Here is a 24,453-nt window from a genome sequence, read left to right as displayed (position 1 = left end):
TCTGACTTCCTAACTATTTATTTTCCCCTGACAATCTCTCTCCATTGGAAATCACCATGTTCAAGGGCTCTTACTACGATTTCTGCTGCTCCTAAATTAGTTGCAAGAGGAATTTGGTAAACATCACAGAGGCGCATAAGCGCACTTACATCCGGCTCATGCGGCTGTGCGGTCAAAGGGTCTCTGAAAAAGATAACGACATCCATTTTATTTTGGGCAATCATGGCGCCAATCTGCTGATCACCACCCAAGGGACCTGATTGGAATCGGTAAATTTCCATATCTGTCGCTTCGGAAATTTTTGTGCCCGTCGTCCCTGTTGCAAATAACTCATGCTTCTGGAGAATATGCGTGTATGCGATCGTAAATTCGATCATATCAGCTTTCTTTTTGTCATGCGCAATTAGAGCAATATTCACTTTTATCCCCTCAATCTAGTAAATTTTCAAGGCCATAAACCAATACGTCGAGCTTTTGTACATGATCTATTGCCAGTTTAACTCCCGACATGAATGACTCCCTGTGAAACGAGTCATGCTTGATAGTTAAATTTTGTCCGGAAGATCCAAACACGACCTCCTGGTGAGCAACTAAACCGGGGAGTCTGACGCTGTGGATTTTCATGCCATCTATATCAGCACCTCTGGCTCCTTCAATTGTTTCTTTCTCCTGAGGATGCCCCTGTTGTTTGCTTTCTCTTGCTTCCTGGATCAATTGCGCCGTTTTCACAGCAGTTCCGGAGGGAGCATCCAACTTATTATCATGATGCCTTTCAATGATTTCCACATCGGGGAAATATTTTGCTGCCCACTTAGAAAACTGCATCATCAGCACTGCTCCCAATGCAAAGTTAGGTGCGATGACTACTCCTAACTCTTTCTCTTCAGCTAAATCAGTAAGTTCTTCCAACTGTGCTGTTGTAAAGCCAGTTGTACCGACTACTGGACGTATTCCATATTCCAGTGCTGTTTTCGTATGTTTATAGCCAAATGCCGGTGTGGTTAAATCGACTAGTATATCTGCCTCAACCGCTTGGAAACACTCTTCTATATCTTCATAAATGAAAGCATCAAAAGCAGGCAAGCCCTTTAAATCCTTTACCTGCTCTCCGTTATGCTTCCGGTCAATACAGGCTGCCAATTCCAAGCCTTCCTCTTTTTCTATCATCCGCAAAGCTTCACTGCCCATTTTGCCACGGGGGCCGGCTACGATGACTCGTACATTATTCATGATTATCTCCCTCTCCATCTTTTCTGGTCCATCGGTCTTTATCTCTAGATTCTATTTTGCTCATGGAGCGATCAAACGCTTCAGAAATGTCAATTCCCAACGAATTGGCAAAGCTTACCATAACAAATAATAAGTCTCCGAATTCGTCCTCAATCGTGTTCTCTTTCTCATCGTTCTTTTTCGGTTTTTCTCCGTAAAAGTGGTTCACTTCTCTAGCCATTTCTCCTACTTCTTCGGATAATCTAGCTAACATACTCAAAGGAGAAAAATAGCCTTCTTTGAATTGTGATATGTATTCATCTACCCTTTTTTGCATTTGTTCGGTATGATAAGTTTTTTCGACACTCATTTGCTATTCTCCTTTTCTTAACGACAGCCGGGCTAGTGCGTTTCACTGCTTACAAGGAATTACCCTGGCTGGTTTGAAACTAGTACGCCTTTTCCATTATTACTTAACATGTTAGCTAAAAGGATAGGTTTTGACAAATTATTTATTCATAAGAAGGATATCCATTGTTCCCTGAGCAGGGATTGTCTATAATGATTAGGGAAATTCTAAACGAGAGGTGATGAAATGAGTATATTTGGTTTGAAGATAAAAAACACTTTATTTATTTTACTAGGATCTGCAATATTTTCTTTCGGCATCGTACATTTTAATATGCAAAACGAACTTGGCGAAGGTGGTTTTACAGGAATAACATTACTTTTTTATTTTTTATGGGGCTGGGATCCCGCCATAATGAATATCGTATTGAATGTTCCGGCTTTTATCGTTGGCTGGAAATTTTTAAGCCGTAATACTTTTATTTATACAGTTATAGGAACGTTTGCCGTCTCGCTGTTTTTAAGCATCTTTCAAGCTAACCAATTTTATTTGCACCTCCAGTCTGACATGACGCTTGTTGCTTTATTTGCCGGGGTTTCCATCGGGATTGGTCTTGGTATCATTTTCCGTTATGGAGGAACTACCGGCGGAGTGGATATCATCGCAAGAATAGTCAACAAGTATGCAGGATGGAGTATGGGAAAAACAATGTTCTTATTTGACGCCGTGGTAATCACTACTTCGATTATCGCATACCTCGAATTGGTGGAAGGAATGTACACCTTAGTAGCCGTTTATGTGGCAGCCCGGGTAATTGATTTTATTCAGGAAGGTGCTTATGCTGCCCGTGGGGCCATGATCATCTCCAACCACAGCCACGAAGTTTCAGAGGAAATCATGAAACAGATGGACAGAGGTGTTACAGTGTTACAAGGCAAGGGAAGGTATACAGGTGAAAACAAAGAAGTATTATACTGTGTCGTAGGCAGGAACGAAATCGTACGGCTGCAAAATATTATTGACAGTGCCGACCCTCATGCTTTTGTGGCTGTCACCTCGGTACATGATGTCCTAGGGGAAGGATTCACCCTGGATGAGAACAAAAAACCGATAGAAGATTGACTCGAAATAGATAATACTGATAAGTCAGCTATTTAAAAAATAAATACAAATAAAAATGCAGGGCGGCTCAATAAGATTGGCCAGCCCTGCATTTATTAATCTTCCGAAACAAAGAACATTAAGACAAAACGGATTAATTCCGCTACTGCCACCATAGCAGCAGCTACATATGTTAACGCAGCAGCGTTTAGTACTTTTTTCGTTTGGCGTTCTTCGTTATTGCGGATGACTCCGCTCGATACCAGCTGTCCCATTGCTCTGCTTGAAGCATTGAATTCGACTGGCAGCGTTACGAGCTGGAACAGAACGGCAAATGACATGAACACAATTCCGGCTAACACTAAGTTCATCAAGCCCATAAGAGCACCGCCAATAATTAATATAAACGATAAGTTTGAACCCAAATTAGCTAACGGAAATAACGAATGCCTAAAACGAAGAAATGCATAAGCTTCCGCATCCTGTATTGCATGTCCTACTTCATGGGCAGCGATAGCTGAAGCTGCCATTGAGTGGCCATGAAAATTATCACTGGAAAGTCGTACAACCTTTTTTCTCGGATCATAATGATCAGATAATTTACCTTTTGTCTCTTCGATTTGAACATCAAATAAGCCATTGTCATCTAATATTTTCCGAGCCACTTGGGCACCAGTCATATAGGATGACGTAGCAACTTTTGAGTATTTTTTGTAAGTGCTTTTCACTTTGGATTGTGCCCAAAGCGGAATAATCATCAAAAGTGCTATATATATCAAATAACCGCCTAGTGATGCAAACATGCTCATTCCTCCATTGTTGAAAATCAATTGCTTGCTAAGGTCAATTTTAGTCAAAGATGATCAAAAAGTCAATTGTTTTCACTCTTGTTTCCGTCGTTGCTTTTTTCCCCTTTGTACTTTTTCCAAGCAACGTACGACAAGGTGATAGTAATAAACCCACCGACTGCTACCAGCATAAAAATCAATGTTAGATTACGTTTTAGTTTCTCATCGTTTTTGATATCTATGAGATTCAATTGAGCGTCAACAGCCGCTAATTGCTGCTTCCAAACCGTACTGGAGGATAACGACATGAAGTGTTGATACTCGTCTTTTGCCGCCTGGTAATCATCACTGCTGGCCATGATTTGCAAAGCCGGTTCGATAATGTCCCAGCTGGCGGCAAGTTTCTCTACGGATTGATCTGTCAGTATCTCTTCGGCCATTAAAGCCTTTAATTCTTTTTGAAATTCCTGTTTCCATTGTAACCACAAAGGGGCCTCTTCGCTTTTCAAGGCGTCAAAAACGAGCAGCATCGACATAGCCTGAATGTATTTTTCACGCTTATCAGCATTATTTGCCGCAATGGTGTCCACATTCTTAGTAATAACTGACATGATAGCCGGGAGATCTTTTTCAGAAGCATGCTTTTCGGCATACTCATACAACTCCAGCTTATGCTGATTAATCAACAACTCTGCCTCTGTATGTTTATCCTCCTGAATAAGGCGCATGTACTGGTAGATGGAGGAGTGGATATCCTGATGATGGGCATTTGCATAACTGCTGGAGAAAAGACCCCCTATTTGCAATATGATTATCAATAATAATATAAAATAACTTGTCCTTTTCATAGAGATCCCCTCTCCTACCTTTTCCTTTCAAATGTATGAAAGGCAGGACAAGTTTAGACCAGCAAAACAAAAATTCTCTTGTTAGATTCAAACCTTGGTAAGGCTCATTCTTTTTTCACTTATATAATAAGCAATGGCAATCGATAAAATGCTCAACCAAAAAGTAAAATAGCCAATTGCATTCATGTAATCAGACAATGAAGAATAAACAGGCATCATGCCAAACACATAATCGATAATATCATTATGTAAAGTCCATATCGCAGCAAAACAAATATGCCTTAATTTCATACGGTAAAATGGAGCGTATAGCAACCCTTGCAGCGCCATTGCTCCGTGAGAGACCATTAACATATACCCCTGCCAGCCTATCTCCCCTTCCACAAATAATGTAAGCAAATTCATAACCACTGCCCAAATGCCATACTTAAATAGGGTAGTCACCGCTAATGCCTCAATATAGGGCGAATTTTTCCCAATCAAAAAAAATGCTAAAACGAAACAAAAAAACAAACTTGCTGTAGGACTATCGGGTACAAACGGGAGAAAAATGGCTGGAGTGACAGATAACTGGCTGCCATACCACATGTACCCATACACAGTCCCTAGGCTGTTCACTATTAAAAGCAGCCATAAAAATGTGTTATTCATTAAGATATACTGATACATTTTTGTATAATCCCTTTCACTTGGAATTTAAAGCAAATCAGAATAGCAGAAAACCCCCGCCAAGGTAGCAGGCGGGGGTTTATACCAGTTGATTCAGTTTCATGAAGAATGCTTAATCTCCGCTTTCATTGACTTGTACAATAAATTCAGCTAATTGCTGTAATTCTTCATCCGAGCCTTCAAACTGTCCAGGCGGCATGTCTCCAATACCGTTCACAGCAATATCTTTGATTTCGTCTACTGAGAGGTCAATATTAGTTAAAGCAGGAGCAGCAGCTCCGCCTTCCAGGCTTTCGCCATGACATTGGATACAACTGTTGTTCTGATAGACTTCATATCCAGGATGACTTTCATCAATTTCCACTTCTACTGGCATTTCAGGTGTATTCTGTTCTGCTCTCGTTTCCCAGTCTACATGTGCTGCAGATTCGTACGTAAGCCAAAACACGCTTGCAATACCAAGAATCATTAATGAAACTGCTATAGGGCGCTGGGAAACTTTCCTTCCAGGCCTGTTGTCCAGAAATGGAGCAAGTAAAAGGCCGCCAAATGCCAATCCGGGTGCAACAATTGCCCCAATGACAAAATAAGGTCCACTTGCAAATTCATATTTCAAGAATTGATATAAAAATAAGAAATACCAGTCTGGCAAAGGTATATACCCTGCAGTAGTTGGATCAGCAATTCCTTCCAAAGGCGCTGGATGTGCCGCGGTCAAGCATAAAAAACCTACTAAGAAAACAGCTCCAACCAACCATTCTTTTAAAAGGAAGTTTGGCCAAAACGCTTCTGTTTTTCCAGGATATTCCGAATAATCTTTTGGTATATTAGGTTTGCGTTCAGCGGTAATTCGGGAATCACCGACAAATTTCATCCCTTTCCCTTTATGCACAGCTTTCCCTCCTTTTTACGATGTCAATAACTTAAAGCGGTCCGGAAATACCTTGTTTTCTAATTAAGATAAAGTGGACAGCCATTAATGCGAATAGCGCAGCCGGCAGGAAAAATACATGAATAGCAAAGAATCTAGTCAATGTTTGTGCCCCGACGATGTTCGGGTCTCCGGCCAATAATGTTTTAGTTGCTTCTCCAATAAATGGTACCTTTTCTGCTATTTCCAAGGTAACCTGGGTAGCAAAGTAAGCTTTGTTATCCCAAGGAAGCAAATAGCCTGTCAGACCTAATCCAAGCATGATAAAGAATAAAAGCACCCCTACCATCCAGTTAAGTTCTCTCGGCTTTTTATAAGCTCCCTGGAAAAAGACACGTAAAGTATGTAGGAACAACATGACAATAACAACACTGGCTCCCCAGTGGTGCATGCCTCTTACAATTTGTCCATGTGCCACTTCTGTTTGCAAATAATAAACAGATCTCCATGCATTTTCAATATCCGGAACATAATACATGGTCAAAAACATTCCAGATAGAATTTGAATGACCGTTACAAAGAATGTCAATCCGCCAAAACAGTAAACAAAGGCCGAAAAGTGATGGGCTGGGTTTACGTGCTCTGGTACCTCGTGGTCGGCGATGTCCCGCCATAAAGGCGTAATGTCAACACGCTCGTCGACCCAGTCATAAAGTTTTTGCAACATTTATTACGCCTCCCCTCTTGGTTTTGTAGGCCCAAGCAATAAGGTGCCATCTTCAATTTTATATTCGTAGAAATCCAGGCCTTCTGCCGGTGGTGTATTAGGGACGTTTTCCCCGTCCTTGTAATAGCGTCCATCATGACAAGGGCAGTAGAATTGATCTGGATATTCGTCACTGCCGGCCCAAGTAACCATACAGCCAAGGTGCTTACAAATTGGCGATAATGCAACAATATCCCCATTTTCATCTTTGTACACCCACGCTGTTTTCGTTACAGTAGATTCATACCAGGCATCAACCTGTTCAATCTCCCAATCGATTCTCGTTGGCTCTTCCGTGATGTTGTCCACTTCTTCCACTGCTTTAAATTCGCCTGCAGTAGAAGCCTGCAGTGCAGGATCAATGGCAAAACGTACCATCGGTGCAAGCATTCCGGCAGCCATGAATCCACCTACACCGGTAAGTGTATAGTTTAAAAACTGGCGACGGGATACTTGTTGTCTCTTTTCACTCATGGTTTACCCCCCTCTATGCTAAAATCCAACACATGATAATTATAAGTTTACTAGGACATTACCATGATAGCGCAAACTGTTTGTCCGGTCAATAAATTATCAGCTGGTCAGCAAAGTTTCTTGCAGCTTAGCTAACCAGCTCTATAGACCGTTTTAGTAATTGTTTATCAGTATTCCCGGCACTTCGATTTCGTCCAGCTGCAGCTCCCTGTGCCTTTCTGGCTTCCTTTTCCTCCGTACGATAAGTCAACATCGCTACTTCGTGCGTGTTTCCTTTTTACTTTGCCAAAGCGATTTTATAAATGGATCAAAGTATAATCAAAACTACACTTCTCGCTTTTAGCACAAGCGATAAGCTAGTTTTAATAATCTCCTTCGGTACCGTCCAGCCTATTTGGCACAGACCGGTTGCTTCCGCTTTTGACTCGGCTAGCTGCAGCTCCCTGTGCCTATCGGCTTCCTTTACCTCCGTACGATAAGTCAACATCGCTACTTCGTGCGTGTTTCCTTTATCTCCTTCGGTACCGTCCAGCCAATTTGGCACAGACCGGTCGCTTCCGCTTTTGACTCTACCAATAGGATTTGATTAGTTCGGTGAGTTGGCTGACTTGGTCGTTGACAACCGCTTTCGTTTCCTTGGATTGAATATCGTCGGCCTTAATGGAAGGAAGCCATAAAAGATTCCCACTTAGTAAACGTTCCTGCTTTTTCCATTGATGGTCAAAGGTGAAAAAAAAGACATGCCTGAATGGCCGCTGACAGGCATTTTCCACCCATTTATTGAGCCTGACAGCTTCCGCTTCTAAGTCCGGGGAGCTAAGATAGCTGTAGATTGGCAGCAGGAAAATCCGACCCTTGTATTGTTTCTCCATCTCTTTTACAAAGATATTAGTTGTTTCCATCTGTCCGGCGCCCTTCACCATATCTTCTCCGGTTGCAAGCGAAATAGGTACCAGGGGGATTAATAATGTATCGATGTATTCCTCTGCAGTTAAATATTGACCCAAGTCTTGCTTATTCCATTGCATTTTCAGCTATCACCTTTCCTATTCTTTGTCACTTTACTAAAATTATCATAAAAAGGGACGAATTTCATCTAATTAAATGAAATCCGTCCTATCTTTATCTATATAATATCCTGAAGACTATCAATTATAAATTCGAATATTCATTTTGCAGTTGCTTCAACTCTTGCAACAGCTGATCGAATCTTTTCTGGTCCCGCTCGTCAAGGGCCCTGTCGATTTCAAATTGAAGTCTTTCTTTTTGGGTGTGATAAATAGATGTTTCTAATAAATTTTTGGCTGCCAAGCGATCTTTTTTGGTGATAAAGTAATCGTCCGGAAGGTAAGGGTTATCCTCCAATACAGCTACATATGGTGCTGATTGATTGGCGTTTTTAAAATTCAATTGGATATAGACCGGATCTTTCCGGTTCAACCTAATATCATGGAACGATTTTTCGGCATCTGTCGTGACAATATGATTTTTATAAAAGCGAAAAGGAGCTTCGTCTGAACAAAAAGTTGATATTACTATTCCCCTCGGGCAAAAACGGGCTTCCCTTATAAAATGAACCCTTTCTAACAATTTCTCATGATTAATTAAATAATTTAAAATCCATACGCTTTCTCTTCTTTTTAATTGATAATTACGAAGAAACCAGCGGATGAATTCTTTTTTATCTTTAATAGAAATTGGTGTGTTCAAATTATTCGCTCCCTCCTTCATCAAAGAGAGTTACATTTCTTCTGTTTCGGACAAACGACTGAGATACTCTTCAATTTCATGATCACTCGGTTCGATGACCAGATATTTCGCAAATACTTCCTTCGCCTCCTGTGTCCTCCCTTCTTCTACAAGAAAATAACCATACTCTTTTAAGAAGTCTGAGTCTTCTTTGAAGTTAGTATATGCCGCCTGGTATTGAATTAATGCATCTTGATAGGATTCTATCTCACGGTATGCTTTGGCAAGCTCCCAATGGTAATTGGCATCTTCTTCCCCATTCTCCATTATCGAAGACAATAATTCAGCAATTGCCTCATAATCCTGATTCCCTTTATAGCTTTCAATTAAAAATAAGACAGCTTCTTTAAAGCCGGGATCTATTGCGACGGCTTCCCTGACTAACTTATAACTTTCTTCGTTATTTCCAAGTTTATAGGCAAGCACACCGGCTAAATGGTAAAGTTCCTTATTGAATTCGTCCGTTTTTAAACCTTTCTGTGCTGTCTGGTAAGCCTCTTCTATCATGCCTTCTGCTTCATAGGTCTGGGCAAGATATAAATATACCGACTGATAGTATGGGTCATTTTCGATTAACTGTTCCCAGACTTTGACAGCTATATCCATGCGCTGGGCCCTATAAGCTGTAAATCCGTATTTAAATAGATTATCAGGATTCTCGCTTTCGGTTGATTGATAGAACTCGATGGCTTTTTCAAACTCGCCTGTGGCTGCATATGCTTCAGCCAGCCTTGCTGCAACTTCAATGTCTCCGATTAAGCCCTGCACTTCATAAACTTTTTCATAATAAGGAATAGACTTTTGGTATTCGCCAGTGGAAAAAGCCAACTCTCCCAACGCGAAATCAATCACCGGCTCTGTCGGGTCAAAATTTTTCGCTTCCAGCAGCTTTTGCTCAGATACCTCGAATAGCCCTTGTGCCTGATAAAGGTCTGCTAATTGGACAAGTGCTTCCATGTATTCTTCATCCTCGGATGTAAAACGATTTAATACTTCTATCGCTTCTTCATCCTCTTGCAGGTCTATATGGATCTCAGCAAGCATAATCTTTAATTCGGATTCTTTGGGGTATTGCTCAGAAAGTGCCTGAAAAATAAATTTCGCTTCCTCCAGCATTCCCCACTGCATATACAGCTCACCAATTGTATACCTATCTTCTTCATTGGCCACAGGAAGATAAGTTTCAAGTTTATTTATCGCTTCCTCCGTTTTATTCTGCTCCATTAGTTTGATCGCTTCATGTATTTCTTCCAATCTCAGTCATCCTTTCTAAACAGCTCTAAACCCGATTATATGAAATGCCTGGGGATGGAAACATGTGTATAAGATCCACTCCCTTCCAGGCACTGTATGATATGGTTTACTTTAATAACTCTTCCTTTGGCAACTGTAACCTCCGGAATAGCTTTATGATATCTGAATTCAGGCTGTTCATCAATGGATTGGACTTTATGCTGCAAATAAAGATTATAATCAGCACTTGCCTGTGCTAATATTTCGCCTTTATAGGGAGATATTCCTGTCATTTTAAGCATATTTTTTGAAAGGGGAACGGCTAAAGAGCTTTCTATAATAGTGAAAATTCCATAAGTTTCAACGATAGACTCCCATGTACCGGCAATTTTTTTATTTTCATTCTTGGTTTGCACTTCGGTAACTAATAAAAGCGGTATTTGTGTTAATCCCTGGGCTTGTTGGATCCACTCCCATTTAACTTCTTTAAGCTCTTGTTCATTATTGGCATCCAAAAGAATAAATGGAAGTCTTTTTCTTCCAAAATACCTGACAAGGTCTGGCTTAAGGATAGATACCGGAAGTCTAGGAACAATCATATAGTCAATCGCCATCCCCGATAATTGCTTCTTGAACTGGTTAAATTTTTCTTTGTAATTTGTATGGCTCAAAACCGGCATCTGGCAAAGCAGCAGGGTACATCCGCGATAAATGAATTTTTTTATGGTGTTTTCCGGGGAAGTCTGGTAATAAACGGGTTCCTCATAATCTAAATAAACCTTGCCAGGGCCAACCCAAAAATGGTCTGTATTCAGTTCCATTGCATTCCCTTTACCGCAAAGCTCGCGGGCGAACTTCTCATTTTCGACACTTACACTTTGTGTATTCCAGGAATTTTCGTCAAAAAAGAATTCACTATAAAAATAATAAACCCCCATAGCCGTACTCCTCCTTATGGATTTGTACAAGCTATGAAGGTTTTGATTAATCTATGATAGATTTGTCGAGATTTTTTGCAGGTCTGCGAAAAAATCAGGATAAGAAATCCCTATGCAAGAATGGTTGGTAAGAACTACTTGTCCGCTAGCGATTAGCGAAGCAATGGCAATCATCATTCCGATTCTATGGTCTCCATACGAGTCAACTACAGCTCCCCTGAGAGAACTTCCACCATTTATGACCATGCCATCCTCTGTTGCAGATATATCAGCACCTAAGCTGGCAAGTGTGTCTACAACAGCAGCTATTCGGTCCGTTTCCTTATACCGGAGTTCCTCGGCATCACGGATGATTGTTTCGCCTTCCGCTCGGCTTGCCAATAATGCAACAATCGGCAGTTCGTCAATGAGACGGGGAATTATCTCTCCTTCTATCGTCGTTCCTTTCAAGGAGGAATATTCCACGAGGATATCACCAATAGCTTCCCCACCGACTGTACGCTGATTGATTATGTCCAGCCTTGCTCCCATGTCTGTTAGTACATCAAGCATCCCGGTACGAGTCGGGTTTAACCCGACTTTTTTAAGAATCAGTTTACTTCCTGGTACCAGCGTTCCTGCTGCCAGGAAAAAAGCTGCCGAAGAAATATCACCTGGAACCTCCACTTTCGCTGCTTTCAAGGATTGACGGCCGGTAATGGAGATTACATCCCCTTGTTTAGTAATTTCCCCGCCGAATCCTCTGAGCATTGTCTCCGTATGATCCCTTGTGGTCGTTTTTTCGGTAACCGTCGTTGTTCCTTCTGCAAGCAGTCCCGCCAGCAGAACAGCTGATTTTACTTGAGCACTTTTAACAGGGGTCTCATAGGCAATATTCTGTAAACTCCCACCCCTGACTGCCAACGGCAGCAAACGCCCATTTTCGCGTCCGTCTATTTCTGCGCCCATTTTCCGCAAAGGAATGGAGACTCTATCCATCGGGCGTCTTGATAAAGATTCATCCCCGTAAACGACAAAATGATGAGGGAGGCCTGAAAGAACCCCCAATAACAGTCTGGCAGTCGTTCCTGAATTCCCCAGGTTTATTGGTTGTTCAGGTTCCGCAAGAGAACTAATACCTTGTCCGTGAACCACAATTTTTTGGTTATCCTTTTCGATTTCTACGCCCATAGCCCGAAAAGCATCGATCGTCCGCATACAATCTTCCCCATCTAAAAAATGGGTGATCTCTGTGGTTCCTTCTGCCAGTGAACCGAAAATAACTGCCCGATGAGAAATTGATTTATCCCCGGGCACCGTCAATTCTCCCGATAACGAAGATTTTAACGGCTCCAATACTTTCTTCGACATCTGCCTTGTCCCCTTTATTCTTGTATTGTGGTTTCATAGCCATTTCTGAATAAAATCCGCTCACTAGCCTGTTGGGCTTGCTTGTCTTGAAAACTTACCCTTAAGGCACCGGTTATACCTTCTCTTATTTCCAAAATTTCTATATTATTAATGCTTATTTGTTCTCCAGCAAGTAATTCTATTACTTTTAACAAAGCTCCGGGTTGATCACGAATATCCACGTATAAATCGTAAAAAGAGGGAATAGCCCCCTTGCTTTTTGGCCCTAATCCGTCCCGGTATTCCTTGGCTTGCTCCAGGTACTGGAACATCGATGCCTTGTCCCCTGTTTCCAACAGACTTTTTAAAGTACTCATTTCCGTTATCCAATCATCGAGCAGACGGGCCATTCCTTTTTTGTTATGAAAGAAAATATCCTGCCACATTTCAGGATTACTCGAAGCGATACGGGTGATATCACGAAATCCCCCCGCAGCCAGCTTAGGAATAAAAGCGTGAGTTTTTTGCCAGCTTTTCGCCTGATGGACCAGGGAAGATGCAATTAAATGCGGAAAATGCGAAATAACACTAGTCATTTCGTCATGTGCTGCAGGGTCAAGGATCATAAACTTGCTTTTCGTACCTCTTAACACTTCTTTCAAATCTTCCACAATGCCTGTGGAGCAATTCCGCATTGGGGTAAGTACATAAATAGCATTTTCAAACAAGTGCTCTTTGGCGGCCTCTATCCCTTTTTTGTGGGAACCGGCCATTGGATGGCCGCCGATAAAGTGAATAAAGTCAGCATCCAAACGCCCAGCCGCTTCCATGATCGGTTGTTTAACAGATGATACATCTGTGACCGTGATCGGTTTATTTACTTCAATCCCGTTTAATTGCTCGATAAGTTCTATGGTCTTGGAAACAGGAGCAGCTAATATAACATAATCAGCTTCTTTCACTGCACCTGCAAAACTTCCCGCAGCCTTATCGATAATTTCGTTTTTCAAACAATAATCAAGCGTAGAATTGTTCACATCGTATCCAACGATATAATACTGTCCAGTCTGCTTAATGCTTAATGCTAATGAGCCCCCAATCAAACCCAATCCCGCTATAACCACAGTTTTCTTCACTGAGCTTTTCCTTCTTTAATAGCGGTTAAGTAGCTGCTCATCAGAGATTCCAGTTGTTTCATATCCTCACTCGCGCCAATGGTTACTCTAATGCCGAAGGGGTGGCCGAGAGCCTCACCTGACCTTACGATAAATCCTTTAGTTAACAAATATTCAAACATCTGGTCTCCGCTCACAGGTAACTGGACAAATAAAAAGTTCGTTTCCGAATCATAAAAAGGCAAGCCATTTTTCGTACAAAAATCCATAAACTGATGTTTATTCTCCACATTCCTGGCTAAAGATTCTTCTAAAAATTGCTGGTCTTTTAATGCAATCAAGGCAGCTTTCTGTGCTGTTGATGTGGTATTGAAGGGGCCTCTTGTGATATTTAAAAGTGTAGTGATTTCTTCCCTTGCAATCCCGTAACCAATTCTCAAGCCTGCCAGGCCATATGCCTTAGAAAAAGTCCTCAAAACTAATAAATTGGGGTAATTCTCTATTTCCTTAACAGTATCAGGGACATCCTCCGTCTCAATATATTCATAATAAGCTTCATCAACAACTACCAGCACATCGTTGGGACAGTGATCCATCACATAATCGAATTGCTCTTTGTTTATCAATGAGCCTGTTGGATTGTTAGGGGAACACAGCCACAAAATTTTTGTCTGCTCGTCAATTTCTTTTAACATTCCTTCCAGGTCATGATAACCATTTATAAGAGGAACCTCTTTTATTTCGGCTCCTTCTATTAATGCATTATGTTTATATTGTGGAAAAGTAGGGGTCGCCATGATCGTATTTGTTCCTTCATCAAGAAATGTACGGCAAATGATTTCCACTATCTCGTCGGAGCCGCACCCAAACACTAATTGATCGCCTTGAACGCCAAGTTTGGCGGCAAGTTCAGCCCTTAGTACTGTGGAGTATCCATCCGGATAAATTTCGAGATTTTCAATCAGTTTCGGCAAAGCTTGTTTTACTTTAGGCGAAAACCCGAATGGATTCTCATTGGATGCTAGCTTTACTATTCGATCAAGACCGAATTCTGCCTTTACATCCTCTATCTGTTTACCCGGCTTGTATGGGGCCATTCCTTTAAAAACTTCTTTTGCCAACATCCCTATTAACTCCTTTCAACGCAATAAATCAGGTCTCAGTTTCACCGCTTCCTGATGATATATATGCTTGACATCCTGCTGTGCTTGTTCACAATTAACTGTCATCATAACCCGAATACACTTTTCCAAACTACCTGGTACATCTATTTCTTTCATACACATGACTGGCACGTATTTCCAACCCTCTATATTTCTCAATGCCTTGGCAGGAAAGTCAGCGTCAATATCAGCAGTTACAGAAATCAGCACGGTAGCAATACTTTCCGGCCGGATGGAATTTGCTTCAGCCATTTCCTCAACCAGCGCCTGGGTGTTGTCTATAATTTCTGCTGATGCATTTGTTGATACTGTTGTCGCTCCCCGAATACCTCTGATCAATGATTCACCAACTCTCTCAGAAATTTATGAAGCAATTCCATAAGTAATCTATCATCTACTTCGTGGACACATGGCTTTCCGATGCTTTTTAACAGTACCATTTGTACCTTTTGGTTTTTAGACTTTTTATCTTTTTTCATCCTGCCGATAAGTGCTTGTTCATCAAGTCCAGTAACCGTGAGTGGATAGTTGTTTTTCTTCATCCAATTTTTCAATCGCTGATAAGGAAAATCTTCACTATATACTGTTTCACTGACTTTCATAGCAAACAACAACCCAATCGCTACAGCCTCACCATGGGTAATAGCTCCATACCCTAGCTCTGCTTCTATTGCGTGGCCTAAAGTATGGCCAAGATTTAGATACTGTCTCTGTCCGCTTTCCTTTTCGTCTTTTTCGACTATTTCTGCTTTGACGGCGATCCCTTTAAGCAAATGGTCCATTAATATCGAATTAGATAGTTTATTTATACTGCCATTCTGGATGATATCTTCAAAATATACTTCATCGCTTATCAATCCATGTTTAATGATTTCTGCATAACCTGACCGGATCTCTTGTTCAGGTAGTGTATATAGCGTTTCGACATCATACACAACTGCCTGCGGAGGATAGAAACTGCCAATAAGGTTTTTCCCTTGCGGGTGGTTAATAGCTACCTTTCCGCCCACACTGCTGTCATGGGCCAACAAAGTAGTAGGAATTTGAACATAATCAATCCCCCGCATATAAGATGCAGCAACAAACCCAGCCAAATCGCCGACAACTCCTCCACCAAGAGCGATTATCAGTGAGTGTCTATCCAAGCTGCTATCAATGCATTTAGTGATTAAATCAAAAAAACAATCCTTGTTTTTAGAAGCTTCTCCAGCCGGAACAATTGCTGTAAAGATTTGCTGTTCGGATGAAAAGGAGCGTTTAACATCCTCTAGATATAAATCTGCAACAACCGAATCGGTAATAATCAGGATGGATGGATAATGCTTACTTAAAAACACTGGAACCTTGTGGCGGATTTTCTGCCCGATATGGACTTGGTATTGGTTCGTGCTCGTATGAATCGTAATTGAATCCATTTAAAAGCTCCTTATTTCTTCCCGGTAGCTATCTAATGCTTCTTTTAATTTCGGAAATTGATCATGGGGGAACTGCTCTAATAACGACTTAGCCAGTTCAAAAGCCACCACATGCTCCATTACTACAGCCGCTGCAGGTACAGCACAGGAATCAGAACGCTCGATACTTGCGGAAAAAGGCTCTTTTGTTTCGATATCCACACTTTGCAAGGGCTTATAAAGTGTTGGGATAGGTTTCATGACTCCTTTGACGACAATAGGCATCCCTGTAGTCATTCCCCCCTCGAATCCACCTAATCTGTTTGTCTTTCGGTAGTATCCTTTTTCCTTATCCCAGGCAATTTCATCGTGAACCTGGCTGCCATTCTTGCGGGCTGCTTCAAAGCCAATGCCAAATTCGACTCCTTTGAATGCGTTGATACTGGCGACACTTCCGGCAATCCTGCCATCTAGCTTTTGATCATAGTGTACATAAGAACCTATCCCTGCAGGCATGCCTTCTATATATACCTCTACGACGCCCCCAATGGAATCGCCCTCTTTTTTTGCCTGGTCAATGGCATCCATCATTTTTTGCCCCGCGTCAGCATCCAAGCTGCGGACAGGAGATGCTTCTGATATTTCCATTCTTTCCTGTATCGGCATTTCCATATTTTCTTCTGCTATGATGCCGGCAATTTCGCGCACATATCCAATGATTTTTATATCCAGCTGTGCCAGCAGCGTTTTGGCGACAGCTCCAGCTGCAACACGTGCAGCCGTTTCCCTTGCCGAGGAACGCTCCAGCACATTTCTTATATCTCTATGGCCATATTTCATGGCACCATTTAAATCAGCATGGCCCGGTCTTGGCCTTGTAACAGTCCTTCTTATTTTTTGGTCTTCTGGAAATGGATCTTCTCCCATGATATCTTCCCAGTGCTTAAAGTCATCATTATGTATAACCATAGCGATTGGTGAACCTAGGGTATACCCGTGCCGCACACCGCCAGCAAGTTCTACGAGGTCTTTTTCAATCTGCATTCTTTTTCCTCGTCCATGCCCTTTTTGCCTTCGCAGTAATGATTCATTAATGTTTTCTTTCGTTAAAGGCATTAAAGCAGGAATTCCTTCAACTATTGTAGTTAATTGTTTGCCGTGTGATTCTCCAGCGGTTAAATAGCGCATGAATATACCTCCATATACATTAATTTTGTACTACTATATCATACCTTCCAGCCTGTGTGGGCATCTAAATTAAGGTAAACGCTTACATATCTGTTTTTTAAAAATAGTTGTTAAATTCAAAGGCGTTCCCTGTTAAACAAGGAACGCCTATTCTTTGCTGGCTATTTTTTTTGATAAAAAAAGTTATCGATTACCTCGAAACCATACTGATCAGGATGAAAAATTTGTTCCGTGCTCCCTACAAAAAATATCCCCTGGTTATTTAATGAATTGCTGAACTTATGATATATTTCTTGTTTTGCAGTTTCTGTAAAATATATCAATACATTTCTACACACAATTAAATCGAAATTAGACTCAAATCCATCTGATAATAAGTTATGTTTTTTAAATGTCACGCATTGCTTTACGCTATCTTCCACTTTATAGAACGGGCCTTCTTGCTTAAAGAACTTCTTTCTTACCGGTGCAGGAACTTCCTTTAAAGCCCTCTCAGGATAAATTCCCGTTTTCGCCCGTTCGATGACTGACTCATCAAGATCGGTTGCCACAATATTTATATCAGAGGGATTCACATACTGATGCATGATCATCGCCAAAGTATAAGGTTCTTCGCCGGTTGAGCAGGCGGCGCTCCAAATCTTTAACTTCTTTTTCTTTTTTAATAGATTTGGAAGAATCTTTTTTTCTAGTACTTCCCACCTTGCATAATTTCGGTAAAATTCAGACACATTGATCGTCACTCTATCAAGAAATTCCTTTAATAACATATTATCAGAGGATAAAGCATGATAGTAAGCGACAAAATCCTGATATCCCCTTTTTTCCCTTAACGTATTCAGCCTTCTTTTCATTTGTACTTCCTTGTAAAGATTTAAGTCCAATCCTGTTTTCTTATAAACCAATGCAATAAACTCTTGATAGTCTGTCATTCAATTTCTCCTCTTTCAGAATCCATGTTAGTACTAATCCTAATGAATAAAGCCAAATAAGTAAATAATAATTTTGTTAATTCAAAAAAATATTATCGCTGCCGGACGCTTTTTTCCTGTAAAAAATTCCCCACATTCATTATAGAATGAGGGGAATAAAATTAGTAAAGCCAGCCTTGGTTGGCTTTATCGTATGATAGAATCTCTTCCTTCTCGAAAAACAATGCTATTTCTCTGTCTGCGCTTTCTGGGGAATCAGAGCCATGGATAATATTCTTTCCGACTGTAACGCCAAAATCTCCTCTAATCGTACCAGGTAACGCATCCTGAGGATTTGTCTTGCCCATCATTTGGCGGGCTGAAGCTATCACGTTTTCTCCCTGCCAAACCATCGCAAATACTGGTCCGGATGTAATAAATGACACTAAATCATTAAAAAAAGGTTTTCCTTTATGTTCCCCGTAATGTTTCTCTGCTAACTCTTCCGTTATCAGCATTAATTTTGCGGCATTCAACTGAAATCCTTTTTTCTCAAATCTTTCCACTATCTGGCCAATTAAATCACGTTGTACACCATCGGGTTTTACCATAATAAAAGTCTTTTCCATTACTTCCACCTCTTTGCGATATTTTTGATATGTATGAAAGCGCTAACCTAATAGATTCTACCAAAAAAAAGCCGGGTTGACAATTGGTTTAGGATTTTCTTTTACCTATGTATTTTGCAATATCCTTCATTGTTTGCTTGGCTTTAGTATCCGGGAGCTCATCAAGGGATTGGTAAGCTTTTTGTAAATACCTTTCACTAACTGCATTTGCTTTCGAAATAGCGTCCGACGCTTTGATTTTCGCTAAGATTGGCTGGATACCATCAGTTGTTAATTCAGAAGGCTCACTAAACAAGTCTTCGAGCTCTGATTTCAATAATGGATCCTCCATAGCATAAAGCACTGGAAGCGTTAAGTTTCCTTGCAGTAAATCACTTCCTGCAGGTTTACCCAGTTCCTTTTCAGTTGCTGTGAAATCCAAAATATCATCAATAATCTGATAGGACATTCCTATGTTGTAACCATATCGATATAAAGCTTTTTCATAACCTGCTGGAACACCTGCTGCTATGGCGCCTATCTTGCAGCTCGATGATATCAGCAGTGCCGTTTTCCGTTTAATCCGGCGAAGATAGTTTCGAACATTTTGTTCTATAACATATTTGTCCCTGATTTGTTCTACTTCCCCAATGCATAATTCAATGATAGTTTCTGATAAAGTCTGGTGGGCGCGAGGATTATCAATCGTAGTTAAATATTCCAGGGAACGAGCAAAAATGTAATCACCTGTGTACATAGCAATACGGTTATCCCATCTGGCTTTTACCGTTGGCTCACCTCTGCGCAATTCAGCTTCATCGATGACATCATCATGCACTAAAGAAGCCATATGTATCAATTCCATCGAAACTGCTACTTTTTCCATCCGCTCCATATCATAGTTTCCGAACTTGGCGGAAAGCAATACAAAAACAGGACGAAGTCTTTTTCCTCCTGCTTGAAGTAATTGTTTTGAAGCTTCTCTGAGGACCGGATGCTTCGCTTGAATTGTTTTGGTTAACATTTTTTCTATATGGTCCAGATCTTGCTTTAAGTAAGAATAAGTCATTGCTAATTTCATGTAGGTCACCTTTACGTTATTTTTAAGATGGCTTTTCTCCCATATGCATTGCTGCCACGCCGCCAGTATATGCCTTCACTTGCACGTTTGCTAGTCCGGCATCATTAAACATTTGTTTTAATTCATGCTTGCCCGGGAAGTCTTTAGCGGACTCATGGAGCCAGGCATATTCTTCATAACTCTTGGCGAACAACCTGCCAAATAAAGGCATGATAAAACGGAAATAAAAATAATACATTTGGCGAAATCCAATTGCTGTGGGTTGGGAAGTTTCCAAACAGACTACTTTTCCCCCAGGTTTTACTACTCTCGCCATTTCGTTTAGCACTTGCATATAATCGGGGACATTTCTCAACCCAAAACCGATCGTTACAAAATCGAACGTGTTATCGGCAAATGGAAGCTCCATTGCATTGCCGTGGAGAAATTCTAACTGCCCAATGTTATTTTCCTGTTTTTTATCTTCTCCGACAGAAAGCATATTTTTACTAAAGTCCAACCCGACGACTTTACCAGTCTTTCCTGCAGCTTCAGCTAGGGCTATCGACCAGTCACCTGTTCCGCAGCAGACATCAAGGGCAGAGTCACCTTGTTTTAGACTCATACGTTTCATAACATCTTTCCGCCAGGCTTTATGTCTTTGAAAGGAAATGATGGAGTTCATCACATCATACCGGTTGTATATCTTTTCAAATACGTGATGGACACGCTCTTCTTTAGTTTGTTGCACCATTCTTTGTTAACCCTCTTCCAATACTTTAGAATTATTGCCGATAGACTCATATATCTTTTTATTTACATAGGTCTTAAGAGACTGAAAATGAACTGGCAGTTGGACAACTGTTTCTTCTACCCTGAGAACACTCCGTTGGATGAATTGCTCTACCGTTCCGACAATCTGATTATAGTGAATGTTTTGGGCTGGTCCGTTAGTCAGTAATTCAAATATGGGCGAATGTTCTTGCTTGAGATAATTGTGTTTTTCCCTCATCAACTTTCTCGTAAGCAGCCAATTGCTTGTAAATTCATTTACAAATGACCTTTCAAAGAATTCAGCAACACGCCTGATCAATAACGACTCAATCAACATTAAATCATCCATAAATTCCTGCACCGATTCGAACTCTTTATAGTAAACCGTCATTTTTAACTCATTGATTTCTTTGATAGCTGAAGCCAGCGTATGTATCATTGATATATCATCAAGTTGGGAAAGAAAATAATAATAAAGACCGCTATAGTAATCCCCCGCTAAAACGGTGAGCTGACGCTGTTTCTTTGTTCGATCCGGCTCGTCTTTTTCTTCTTGCTTGGAAACCAAATCATGTGTATCCAGCGCAATTTGAACCAGCATTACAGTGATAATATAATTCTTCTTTTTTGTATCTGAATATGGGGTGTTTTTTATGATAGAGGATAAAATGCACAGCTTATCATCATCAATGACGGGCTTTTGTATATACTTTTCCAAATAGGAATGTTGAATTTTATTCTCAATCGCTTCTCTTATCTCACTAAGCGGTAGATTTGATGCTCTCAAAGTAATCACCCAAGCCCTTCCTGCATTATTACCAAACTTGTCTTACAAATATTATAACACAACTGCGCGAGCTTATCGCCTATCAGGCTCATGCCAAAGTATGATTTCAGCTGTTAATTATATCTATTTATTTTGAGATTTTAAACAAAAATAAAAAGGGTGCTTAATCGCACCCTTTTTTGCCCCTATGTAAATTATTTTACATTATCTTTAAGGGCTTTACCTGGTTTGAAAGCAGGAACCTTGCTTGCAGGGATTTCAATTTCATCTCCTGTTTGCGGGTTACGCCCTTTACGTGCAGCACGTTCGCGTACCTCGAAGTTTCCAAAACCAATTAGTTGTACTTTCTCACCATCTTTAAGTGAATCCATGATAGATTCAAAAACTGCATCAACAGCTTTTGTTGCATCTTTTTTAGATAGATCGCTTTTTTCAGCGACTGTGTTAATTAGATCAGTTTTATTCATGACATTCACCTCCTCCCAATAATTTCTTACGGTTTCGAACAAGGAAAGTCTTACTTCCATTTGTTCACAAATTATAAGTATTTTATACCTCCGCCACCTCTTAAAAAGATGACAAGGCTTATAATAAACGAGTTTTAAAGGAAATTCAACAAAAATCAACAACTTTACGTAAAATTTGTGGTTATTTCCTAAAATTAATAAGCCCGGGCATATTTGGATATTATCATAGTTGAATACTGTCAGCAAGCAGTTTTACAAGATGTTGCTAAAAAAACTGCAGATTTTTGAATAAAATGAGTAAAACTTAAAAAAATAGCGGTTGGGTCAAAAGGATAGCGGCTAAAGCAAAAATCGAACGATGATTCGAAATCCTTCGGATTCGAGCTCGTTCGATTGTTCTTTTCAAATGTTAAAGATAACTTCTAGACACAGGGACAACTCTATTTCTTCCTTCAAACAAAGGTTGAGTGCTTAAACGTGCGCCGACCGAATACTCCGCTTTCCGCGGACAGACCTCACCCACATCGTCCTCAGAAGCAAAAAGCGGATTCTTCCGGGATTTTCAGATTTGTGTTTTTCCCCTGGAGTCTACGGATTCTGTCTGTGCTGATAGGTCTATTGGTTGAAAACAGAGAGGAGAAATCCACGGTGAATCCCGCGGGAGGGAACGCCTTGGTGAGACCCCCAGAGCGCAAGCTCGAGGAGGTAAAACAGCCGCCCACGGAAAGCGTAGTGGATTTGCGCAGCGTAATACTGTACTATTAAGAAATCACCTACTGTTACATGGCATTTATATCCATTTCATCATCCATCGAGTGCTTGAAGGTGGTTTTTAAAACTCCATATGCTGTTATCATTCGGATTTTGCAAGTGGATGTATGTTATGTTCCAACCACCTTTCCCGTGTTTGTTTTAGCGGAGTTTCTTAGAGGCTTATCATTGCCAAGCAAGTAAAAAGCGGCCTGTAAAAAGCCGCTACAATATTATTGCTATAAGACCGCCAGAGCCTTCATTGATAATCCGCTCCAGGGTTTCTTTTAATTTATACCGGGCATTTTCCGGCATTAAAGAAAGTTTTGCTTGGATTCCTTCCCTTACAATGGAACTAAGAGATCTGCCAAAGATATCTGATTCCCAAATAGATAATGGATCTTCTTCAAAGTCTTGCATCAAATACCTGACGAGTTCTTCACTTTGTTTCTCAGTGCCAATGATCGGGGCAAACTCGGATTGAACATCTACCTTGATCATATGGATGGAAGGCGCTACCGCTTTTAATCTAACACCAAACCGCGACCCTTGGCGAATAATCTCCGGTTCATCCAAAACCATATCTTCTAAAGTAGGAGCGGCAACTCCATATCCCGTTTGTTTAACCATTTGCAAGGCCTCTGCAACCTGATCATATTCCCGTTTTGCATTGGCAAAATCCTGCATTAATTCAAGCAAGTGGTCTTTACCCCTGATTTCTTCTCCAACTATTTCTTTTAACACTTGATCATACAAATAGTCTGGAGCTTGTAAATCAATTTCGGCTACACCTTCGCCCATTTCCATCCCAGCTAGCTTTGCCTCGTTGATATAATCATAATCACTGAAGTGTCCGACCACTCGATCAACATCACGAAGCCGTTTTATGTCTTTGACGGTATCCTGAATTGCCGACTGATAACTTTCCCTCAACCAGTGGTCTTCATTTAAGACCATTACCCAGCTCGGTAAGTTTACGTTAACCTCCAGCACAGGGAATTCATACAAGGCCTCTCTCAGCACGTTATACACATCATGCTCTGCCATGCTTTCTACACTCATAGCCAATACAGGGATATCGTACTTTTCTGTTAACTCCTGCCGCAATAGCTCCGTTTCCTGATTATAAGGCTGTACAGAGTTAATCACCATGATAAACGGTTTGCCAACTTCTTTTAATTCCTCGACAACTCTTGCTTCCGATTCAAGGTAATCTTGTCTTGGTATTTCTCCTATGGAGCCATCCGTAGTAACAACAACTCCGATAGTAGAATGCTCCTGGATGACCTTTCGTGTTCCGATCTCCGCAGCATCATGAAATGGAATCGGTTCTTCGTACCAGGGAGTATTGATCATACGCGGGCCGTTTTCATCTTCAAATCCTTTAGCGCCTTTCACCGTATAACCCACGCAGTCTACTACTCGTACATTTACGTCCAGTCCTTCATCCACTTGAATAGATACGGCTTGATTCGGAACAAACTTTGGCTCAGTAGTCATTATTGTCTTTCCCGCAGCACTTTGCGGAAGTTCATCCTGCGCTCTTGCTCTTTCCCCTTCATCCTGAATATTAGGCAAAACAACAAGTTCCATAAACTTTTTTATGAAGGTTGATTTACCTGTTCGGACGGCGCCTACCACCCCAAGGTAAATATCTCCATTGGTCCGTTTCGAGATATCCTTAAAAATATCTACTCTTTCCAAAAAATCCCCTCCCGGTCTACTTCGCCATAGAACTATTACGAATCTTTGACATTTAAAGTCTATGACGTTGTCCTATTGAAATATGACTTGTTTGATTGAAAAAATTTAAAAAACAAAACTACTGCAAGTTAACGGGATAATTTCTGTTTCAGCACCTCGAAGGTATGTAATAAAAAAATCCCTTACAACATGATATGCGGCAAGGGAT

28 protein-coding genes are annotated in these 24,453 nt (G+C 40.8%); 1 reads left to right on the top strand and 27 read right to left on the bottom strand.

What is annotated here, in order from left to right:
* Positions 1-17 precede the first annotated feature (17 nt).
* Genes mgsA through BLR93_RS00830 form a run of 3 tightly spaced genes read right to left on the bottom strand, consistent with a single transcriptional unit; the run spans position 18 to position 1,579 of the window.
* Positions 18-419, bottom strand: coding sequence for a methylglyoxal synthase (gene mgsA / locus BLR93_RS00840; protein ID WP_093210384.1), 402 nt, complete (start codon positions 417-419; stop codon positions 18-20).
* 10 nt (positions 420-429) lie between these two features.
* Complete coding sequence (gene dapB, locus BLR93_RS00835; RefSeq protein ID WP_093210383.1) at positions 430-1,230, bottom strand: 4-hydroxy-tetrahydrodipicolinate reductase; 801 nt, start codon at positions 1,228-1,230, stop codon at positions 430-432.
* Positions 1,223-1,579, bottom strand: a complete 357-nt coding sequence (locus BLR93_RS00830) for a nucleotide pyrophosphohydrolase (protein WP_093210382.1) — start codon at positions 1,577-1,579, stop codon at positions 1,223-1,225. Before BLR93_RS00830 ends, dapB begins: the two co-directional genes overlap by 8 nt.
* Before the next feature lie 225 nt (positions 1,580-1,804).
* Between BLR93_RS00830 and BLR93_RS00825 the strand changes: the two genes are divergently transcribed.
* Positions 1,805-2,680: a YitT family protein gene (locus tag BLR93_RS00825; protein WP_175559202.1), complete on the top strand. Its 876-nt coding sequence runs from the start codon at positions 1,805-1,807 to the stop codon at positions 2,678-2,680.
* A 95-nt stretch (positions 2,681-2,775) separates the two neighbouring features.
* Here the strand turns inward: BLR93_RS00825 and BLR93_RS00820 are convergent, their stop codons facing one another.
* The 24 genes from BLR93_RS00820 to spoIVA all read right to left on the bottom strand — a co-directional run bounded on the left by BLR93_RS00820 (position 2,776) and on the right by spoIVA (position 24,245).
* Complete coding sequence (locus tag BLR93_RS00820; RefSeq protein ID WP_093210381.1) at positions 2,776-3,462, bottom strand: zinc metallopeptidase; 687 nt, start codon at positions 3,460-3,462, stop codon at positions 2,776-2,778.
* 68 nt (positions 3,463-3,530) lie between these two features.
* Positions 3,531-4,295 carry a sporulation protein YpjB gene (locus tag BLR93_RS00815; RefSeq protein ID WP_093210380.1) on the bottom strand — a complete coding sequence of 255 codons (765 nt, stop codon included), beginning with the start codon at positions 4,293-4,295 and terminating at the stop codon, positions 3,531-3,533.
* Between the two features lie 87 nt (positions 4,296-4,382).
* Complete coding sequence (lhaT, locus tag BLR93_RS00810) at positions 4,383-4,964, bottom strand: lipoprotein heptaprenylglyceryl N-acetyltransferase LhaT (protein ID WP_093210379.1); 582 nt, start codon at positions 4,962-4,964, stop codon at positions 4,383-4,385.
* 112 nt (positions 4,965-5,076) lie between these two features.
* Positions 5,077-5,856: a menaquinol-cytochrome c reductase cytochrome b/c subunit gene (locus tag BLR93_RS00805; RefSeq protein ID WP_093210378.1), complete on the bottom strand. Its 780-nt coding sequence runs from the start codon at positions 5,854-5,856 to the stop codon at positions 5,077-5,079.
* A gap of 31 nt (positions 5,857-5,887) precedes the next feature.
* Entirely contained in the window at positions 5,888-6,562 is a 675-nt protein-coding gene (gene qcrB, locus BLR93_RS00800; RefSeq protein ID WP_026570134.1) for a menaquinol-cytochrome c reductase cytochrome b subunit, read from the bottom strand.
* A gap of 3 nt (positions 6,563-6,565) precedes the next feature.
* Positions 6,566-7,075, bottom strand: coding sequence for a QcrA and Rieske domain-containing protein (locus tag BLR93_RS00795; protein WP_093210377.1), 510 nt, complete (start codon positions 7,073-7,075; stop codon positions 6,566-6,568).
* Between the two features lie 307 nt (positions 7,076-7,382).
* Entirely contained in the window at positions 7,383-7,619 is a 237-nt protein-coding gene (locus BLR93_RS00790) for a hypothetical protein (RefSeq protein WP_093210376.1), read from the bottom strand.
* 25 nt (positions 7,620-7,644) lie between these two features.
* Positions 7,645-8,103, bottom strand: a complete 459-nt coding sequence (locus BLR93_RS00785; protein WP_093210375.1) for a DUF2487 family protein — start codon at positions 8,101-8,103, stop codon at positions 7,645-7,647.
* A gap of 124 nt (positions 8,104-8,227) precedes the next feature.
* Positions 8,228-8,785, bottom strand: coding sequence for a ReoY family proteolytic degradation factor (locus BLR93_RS00780; RefSeq protein ID WP_093210374.1), 558 nt, complete (start codon positions 8,783-8,785; stop codon positions 8,228-8,230).
* A gap of 30 nt (positions 8,786-8,815) precedes the next feature.
* Positions 8,816-10,078: a tetratricopeptide repeat protein gene (locus BLR93_RS00775; protein WP_093210373.1), complete on the bottom strand. Its 1,263-nt coding sequence runs from the start codon at positions 10,076-10,078 to the stop codon at positions 8,816-8,818.
* 35 nt (positions 10,079-10,113) lie between these two features.
* Positions 10,114-10,995, bottom strand: coding sequence for a hypothetical protein (locus BLR93_RS00770; protein ID WP_093210372.1), 882 nt, complete (start codon positions 10,993-10,995; stop codon positions 10,114-10,116).
* Positions 10,996-11,046: 51 nt separating this feature from the next.
* On the bottom strand, positions 11,047-12,345 hold the full coding sequence (gene aroA, locus BLR93_RS00765; protein WP_093210371.1) for a 3-phosphoshikimate 1-carboxyvinyltransferase: 1,299 nt from the start codon (positions 12,343-12,345) through the stop codon (positions 11,047-11,049).
* Between the two features lie 14 nt (positions 12,346-12,359).
* Positions 12,360-13,460: a prephenate dehydrogenase gene (locus tag BLR93_RS00760; protein WP_093210370.1), complete on the bottom strand. Its 1,101-nt coding sequence runs from the start codon at positions 13,458-13,460 to the stop codon at positions 12,360-12,362.
* Positions 13,457-14,563 carry a histidinol-phosphate transaminase gene (hisC, locus tag BLR93_RS00755; protein WP_093210369.1) on the bottom strand — a complete coding sequence of 369 codons (1,107 nt, stop codon included), beginning with the start codon at positions 14,561-14,563 and terminating at the stop codon, positions 13,457-13,459. Before hisC ends, BLR93_RS00760 begins: the two co-directional genes overlap by 4 nt.
* 15 nt (positions 14,564-14,578) lie before the next feature.
* Entirely contained in the window at positions 14,579-14,941 is a 363-nt protein-coding gene (gene aroH / locus BLR93_RS00750; protein ID WP_093210368.1) for a chorismate mutase, read from the bottom strand.
* Entirely contained in the window at positions 14,938-16,017 is a 1,080-nt protein-coding gene (aroB, locus tag BLR93_RS00745; RefSeq protein WP_093210367.1) for a 3-dehydroquinate synthase, read from the bottom strand. Before aroB ends, aroH begins: the two co-directional genes overlap by 4 nt.
* A complete protein-coding gene (gene aroC / locus BLR93_RS00740) occupies positions 16,018-17,184 on the bottom strand; it encodes a chorismate synthase (RefSeq protein ID WP_093210366.1) in 1,167 nt (388 codons plus the stop codon).
* Between the two features lie 161 nt (positions 17,185-17,345).
* A complete protein-coding gene (locus tag BLR93_RS00735) occupies positions 17,346-18,116 on the bottom strand; it encodes a CheR family methyltransferase (protein WP_093210365.1) in 771 nt (256 codons plus the stop codon).
* A gap of 161 nt (positions 18,117-18,277) precedes the next feature.
* Positions 18,278-18,724, bottom strand: coding sequence for a nucleoside-diphosphate kinase (gene ndk / locus BLR93_RS00730; RefSeq protein ID WP_093210364.1), 447 nt, complete (start codon positions 18,722-18,724; stop codon positions 18,278-18,280).
* An 88-nt stretch (positions 18,725-18,812) separates the two neighbouring features.
* Complete coding sequence (gene hepT, locus BLR93_RS00725) at positions 18,813-19,784, bottom strand: heptaprenyl diphosphate synthase component II (protein ID WP_093210363.1); 972 nt, start codon at positions 19,782-19,784, stop codon at positions 18,813-18,815.
* A gap of 22 nt (positions 19,785-19,806) precedes the next feature.
* The gene (gene menG / locus BLR93_RS00720; RefSeq protein WP_093210362.1) at positions 19,807-20,517 is read right to left on the bottom strand and encodes a demethylmenaquinone methyltransferase; all 711 of its coding nucleotides are present in this window, start codon (positions 20,515-20,517) and stop codon (positions 19,807-19,809) included.
* 6 nt (positions 20,518-20,523) lie between these two features.
* The gene (locus tag BLR93_RS00715; protein ID WP_093210361.1) at positions 20,524-21,333 is read right to left on the bottom strand and encodes a heptaprenyl diphosphate synthase component 1; all 810 of its coding nucleotides are present in this window, start codon (positions 21,331-21,333) and stop codon (positions 20,524-20,526) included.
* Between the two features lie 185 nt (positions 21,334-21,518).
* Entirely contained in the window at positions 21,519-21,791 is a 273-nt protein-coding gene (locus BLR93_RS00710; RefSeq protein WP_139184369.1) for an HU family DNA-binding protein, read from the bottom strand.
* 975 nt (positions 21,792-22,766) lie between these two features.
* Entirely contained in the window at positions 22,767-24,245 is a 1,479-nt protein-coding gene (gene spoIVA / locus BLR93_RS00705) for a stage IV sporulation protein A (protein WP_093210359.1), read from the bottom strand.
* Between the last annotated feature and the right edge of the window lie 208 nt (positions 24,246-24,453).

This window comes from Sediminibacillus albus (assembly GCF_900101125.1).
Classification (GTDB): domain Bacteria; phylum Bacillota; class Bacilli; order Bacillales; family Amphibacillaceae; genus Sediminibacillus; species Sediminibacillus albus.
Note: the sequence above shows the minus strand (reverse complement) of the source record. Positions and strands in the feature narration are given on the sequence as shown.

Excerpts from the sequence above, each read along its gene's own strand:
- dapB (WP_093210383.1), bottom strand. The coding sequence starts at position 1,230 with ATGAATAATGTACGAGTCATCGTAGCCGGCCCCCGTGGCAAAATGGGC.
- BLR93_RS00830 (WP_093210382.1), bottom strand. The coding sequence starts at position 1,579 with ATGAGTGTCGAAAAAACTTATCATACCGAACAAATGCAAAAAAGGGTA.
- BLR93_RS00825 (WP_175559202.1), top strand. The coding sequence starts at position 1,805 with ATGAGTATATTTGGTTTGAAGATAAAAAACACTTTATTTATTTTACTA.
- BLR93_RS00820 (WP_093210381.1), bottom strand. The coding sequence starts at position 3,462 with ATGTTTGCATCACTAGGCGGTTATTTGATATATATAGCACTTTTGATG.
- BLR93_RS00815 (WP_093210380.1), bottom strand. The coding sequence starts at position 4,295 with ATGAAAAGGACAAGTTATTTTATATTATTATTGATAATCATATTGCAA.
- lhaT (WP_093210379.1), bottom strand. The coding sequence starts at position 4,964 with ATGTATCAGTATATCTTAATGAATAACACATTTTTATGGCTGCTTTTA.
- qcrB (WP_026570134.1), bottom strand. The coding sequence starts at position 6,562 with ATGTTGCAAAAACTTTATGACTGGGTCGACGAGCGTGTTGACATTACG.
- BLR93_RS00795 (WP_093210377.1), bottom strand. The coding sequence starts at position 7,075 with ATGAGTGAAAAGAGACAACAAGTATCCCGTCGCCAGTTTTTAAACTAT.
- BLR93_RS00785 (WP_093210375.1), bottom strand. The coding sequence starts at position 8,103 with ATGCAATGGAATAAGCAAGACTTGGGTCAATATTTAACTGCAGAGGAA.
- BLR93_RS00770 (WP_093210372.1), bottom strand. The coding sequence starts at position 10,995 with ATGGGGGTTTATTATTTTTATAGTGAATTCTTTTTTGACGAAAATTCC.
- aroA (WP_093210371.1), bottom strand. The coding sequence starts at position 12,345 with ATGTCGAAGAAAGTATTGGAGCCGTTAAAATCTTCGTTATCGGGAGAA.
- hisC (WP_093210369.1), bottom strand. The coding sequence starts at position 14,563 with ATGTTGGCAAAAGAAGTTTTTAAAGGAATGGCCCCATACAAGCCGGGT.
- aroB (WP_093210367.1), bottom strand. The coding sequence starts at position 16,017 with ATGGATTCAATTACGATTCATACGAGCACGAACCAATACCAAGTCCAT.
- aroC (WP_093210366.1), bottom strand. The coding sequence starts at position 17,184 with ATGCGCTATTTAACCGCTGGAGAATCACACGGCAAACAATTAACTACA.
- BLR93_RS00735 (WP_093210365.1), bottom strand. The coding sequence starts at position 18,116 with ATGACAGACTATCAAGAGTTTATTGCATTGGTTTATAAGAAAACAGGA.
- ndk (WP_093210364.1), bottom strand. The coding sequence starts at position 18,724 with ATGGAAAAGACTTTTATTATGGTAAAACCCGATGGTGTACAACGTGAT.
- hepT (WP_093210363.1), bottom strand. The coding sequence starts at position 19,784 with ATGAAATTAGCAATGACTTATTCTTACTTAAAGCAAGATCTGGACCAT.
- menG (WP_093210362.1), bottom strand. The coding sequence starts at position 20,517 with ATGGTGCAACAAACTAAAGAAGAGCGTGTCCATCACGTATTTGAAAAG.
- BLR93_RS00710 (WP_139184369.1), bottom strand. The coding sequence starts at position 21,791 with ATGAATAAAACTGATCTAATTAACACAGTCGCTGAAAAAAGCGATCTA.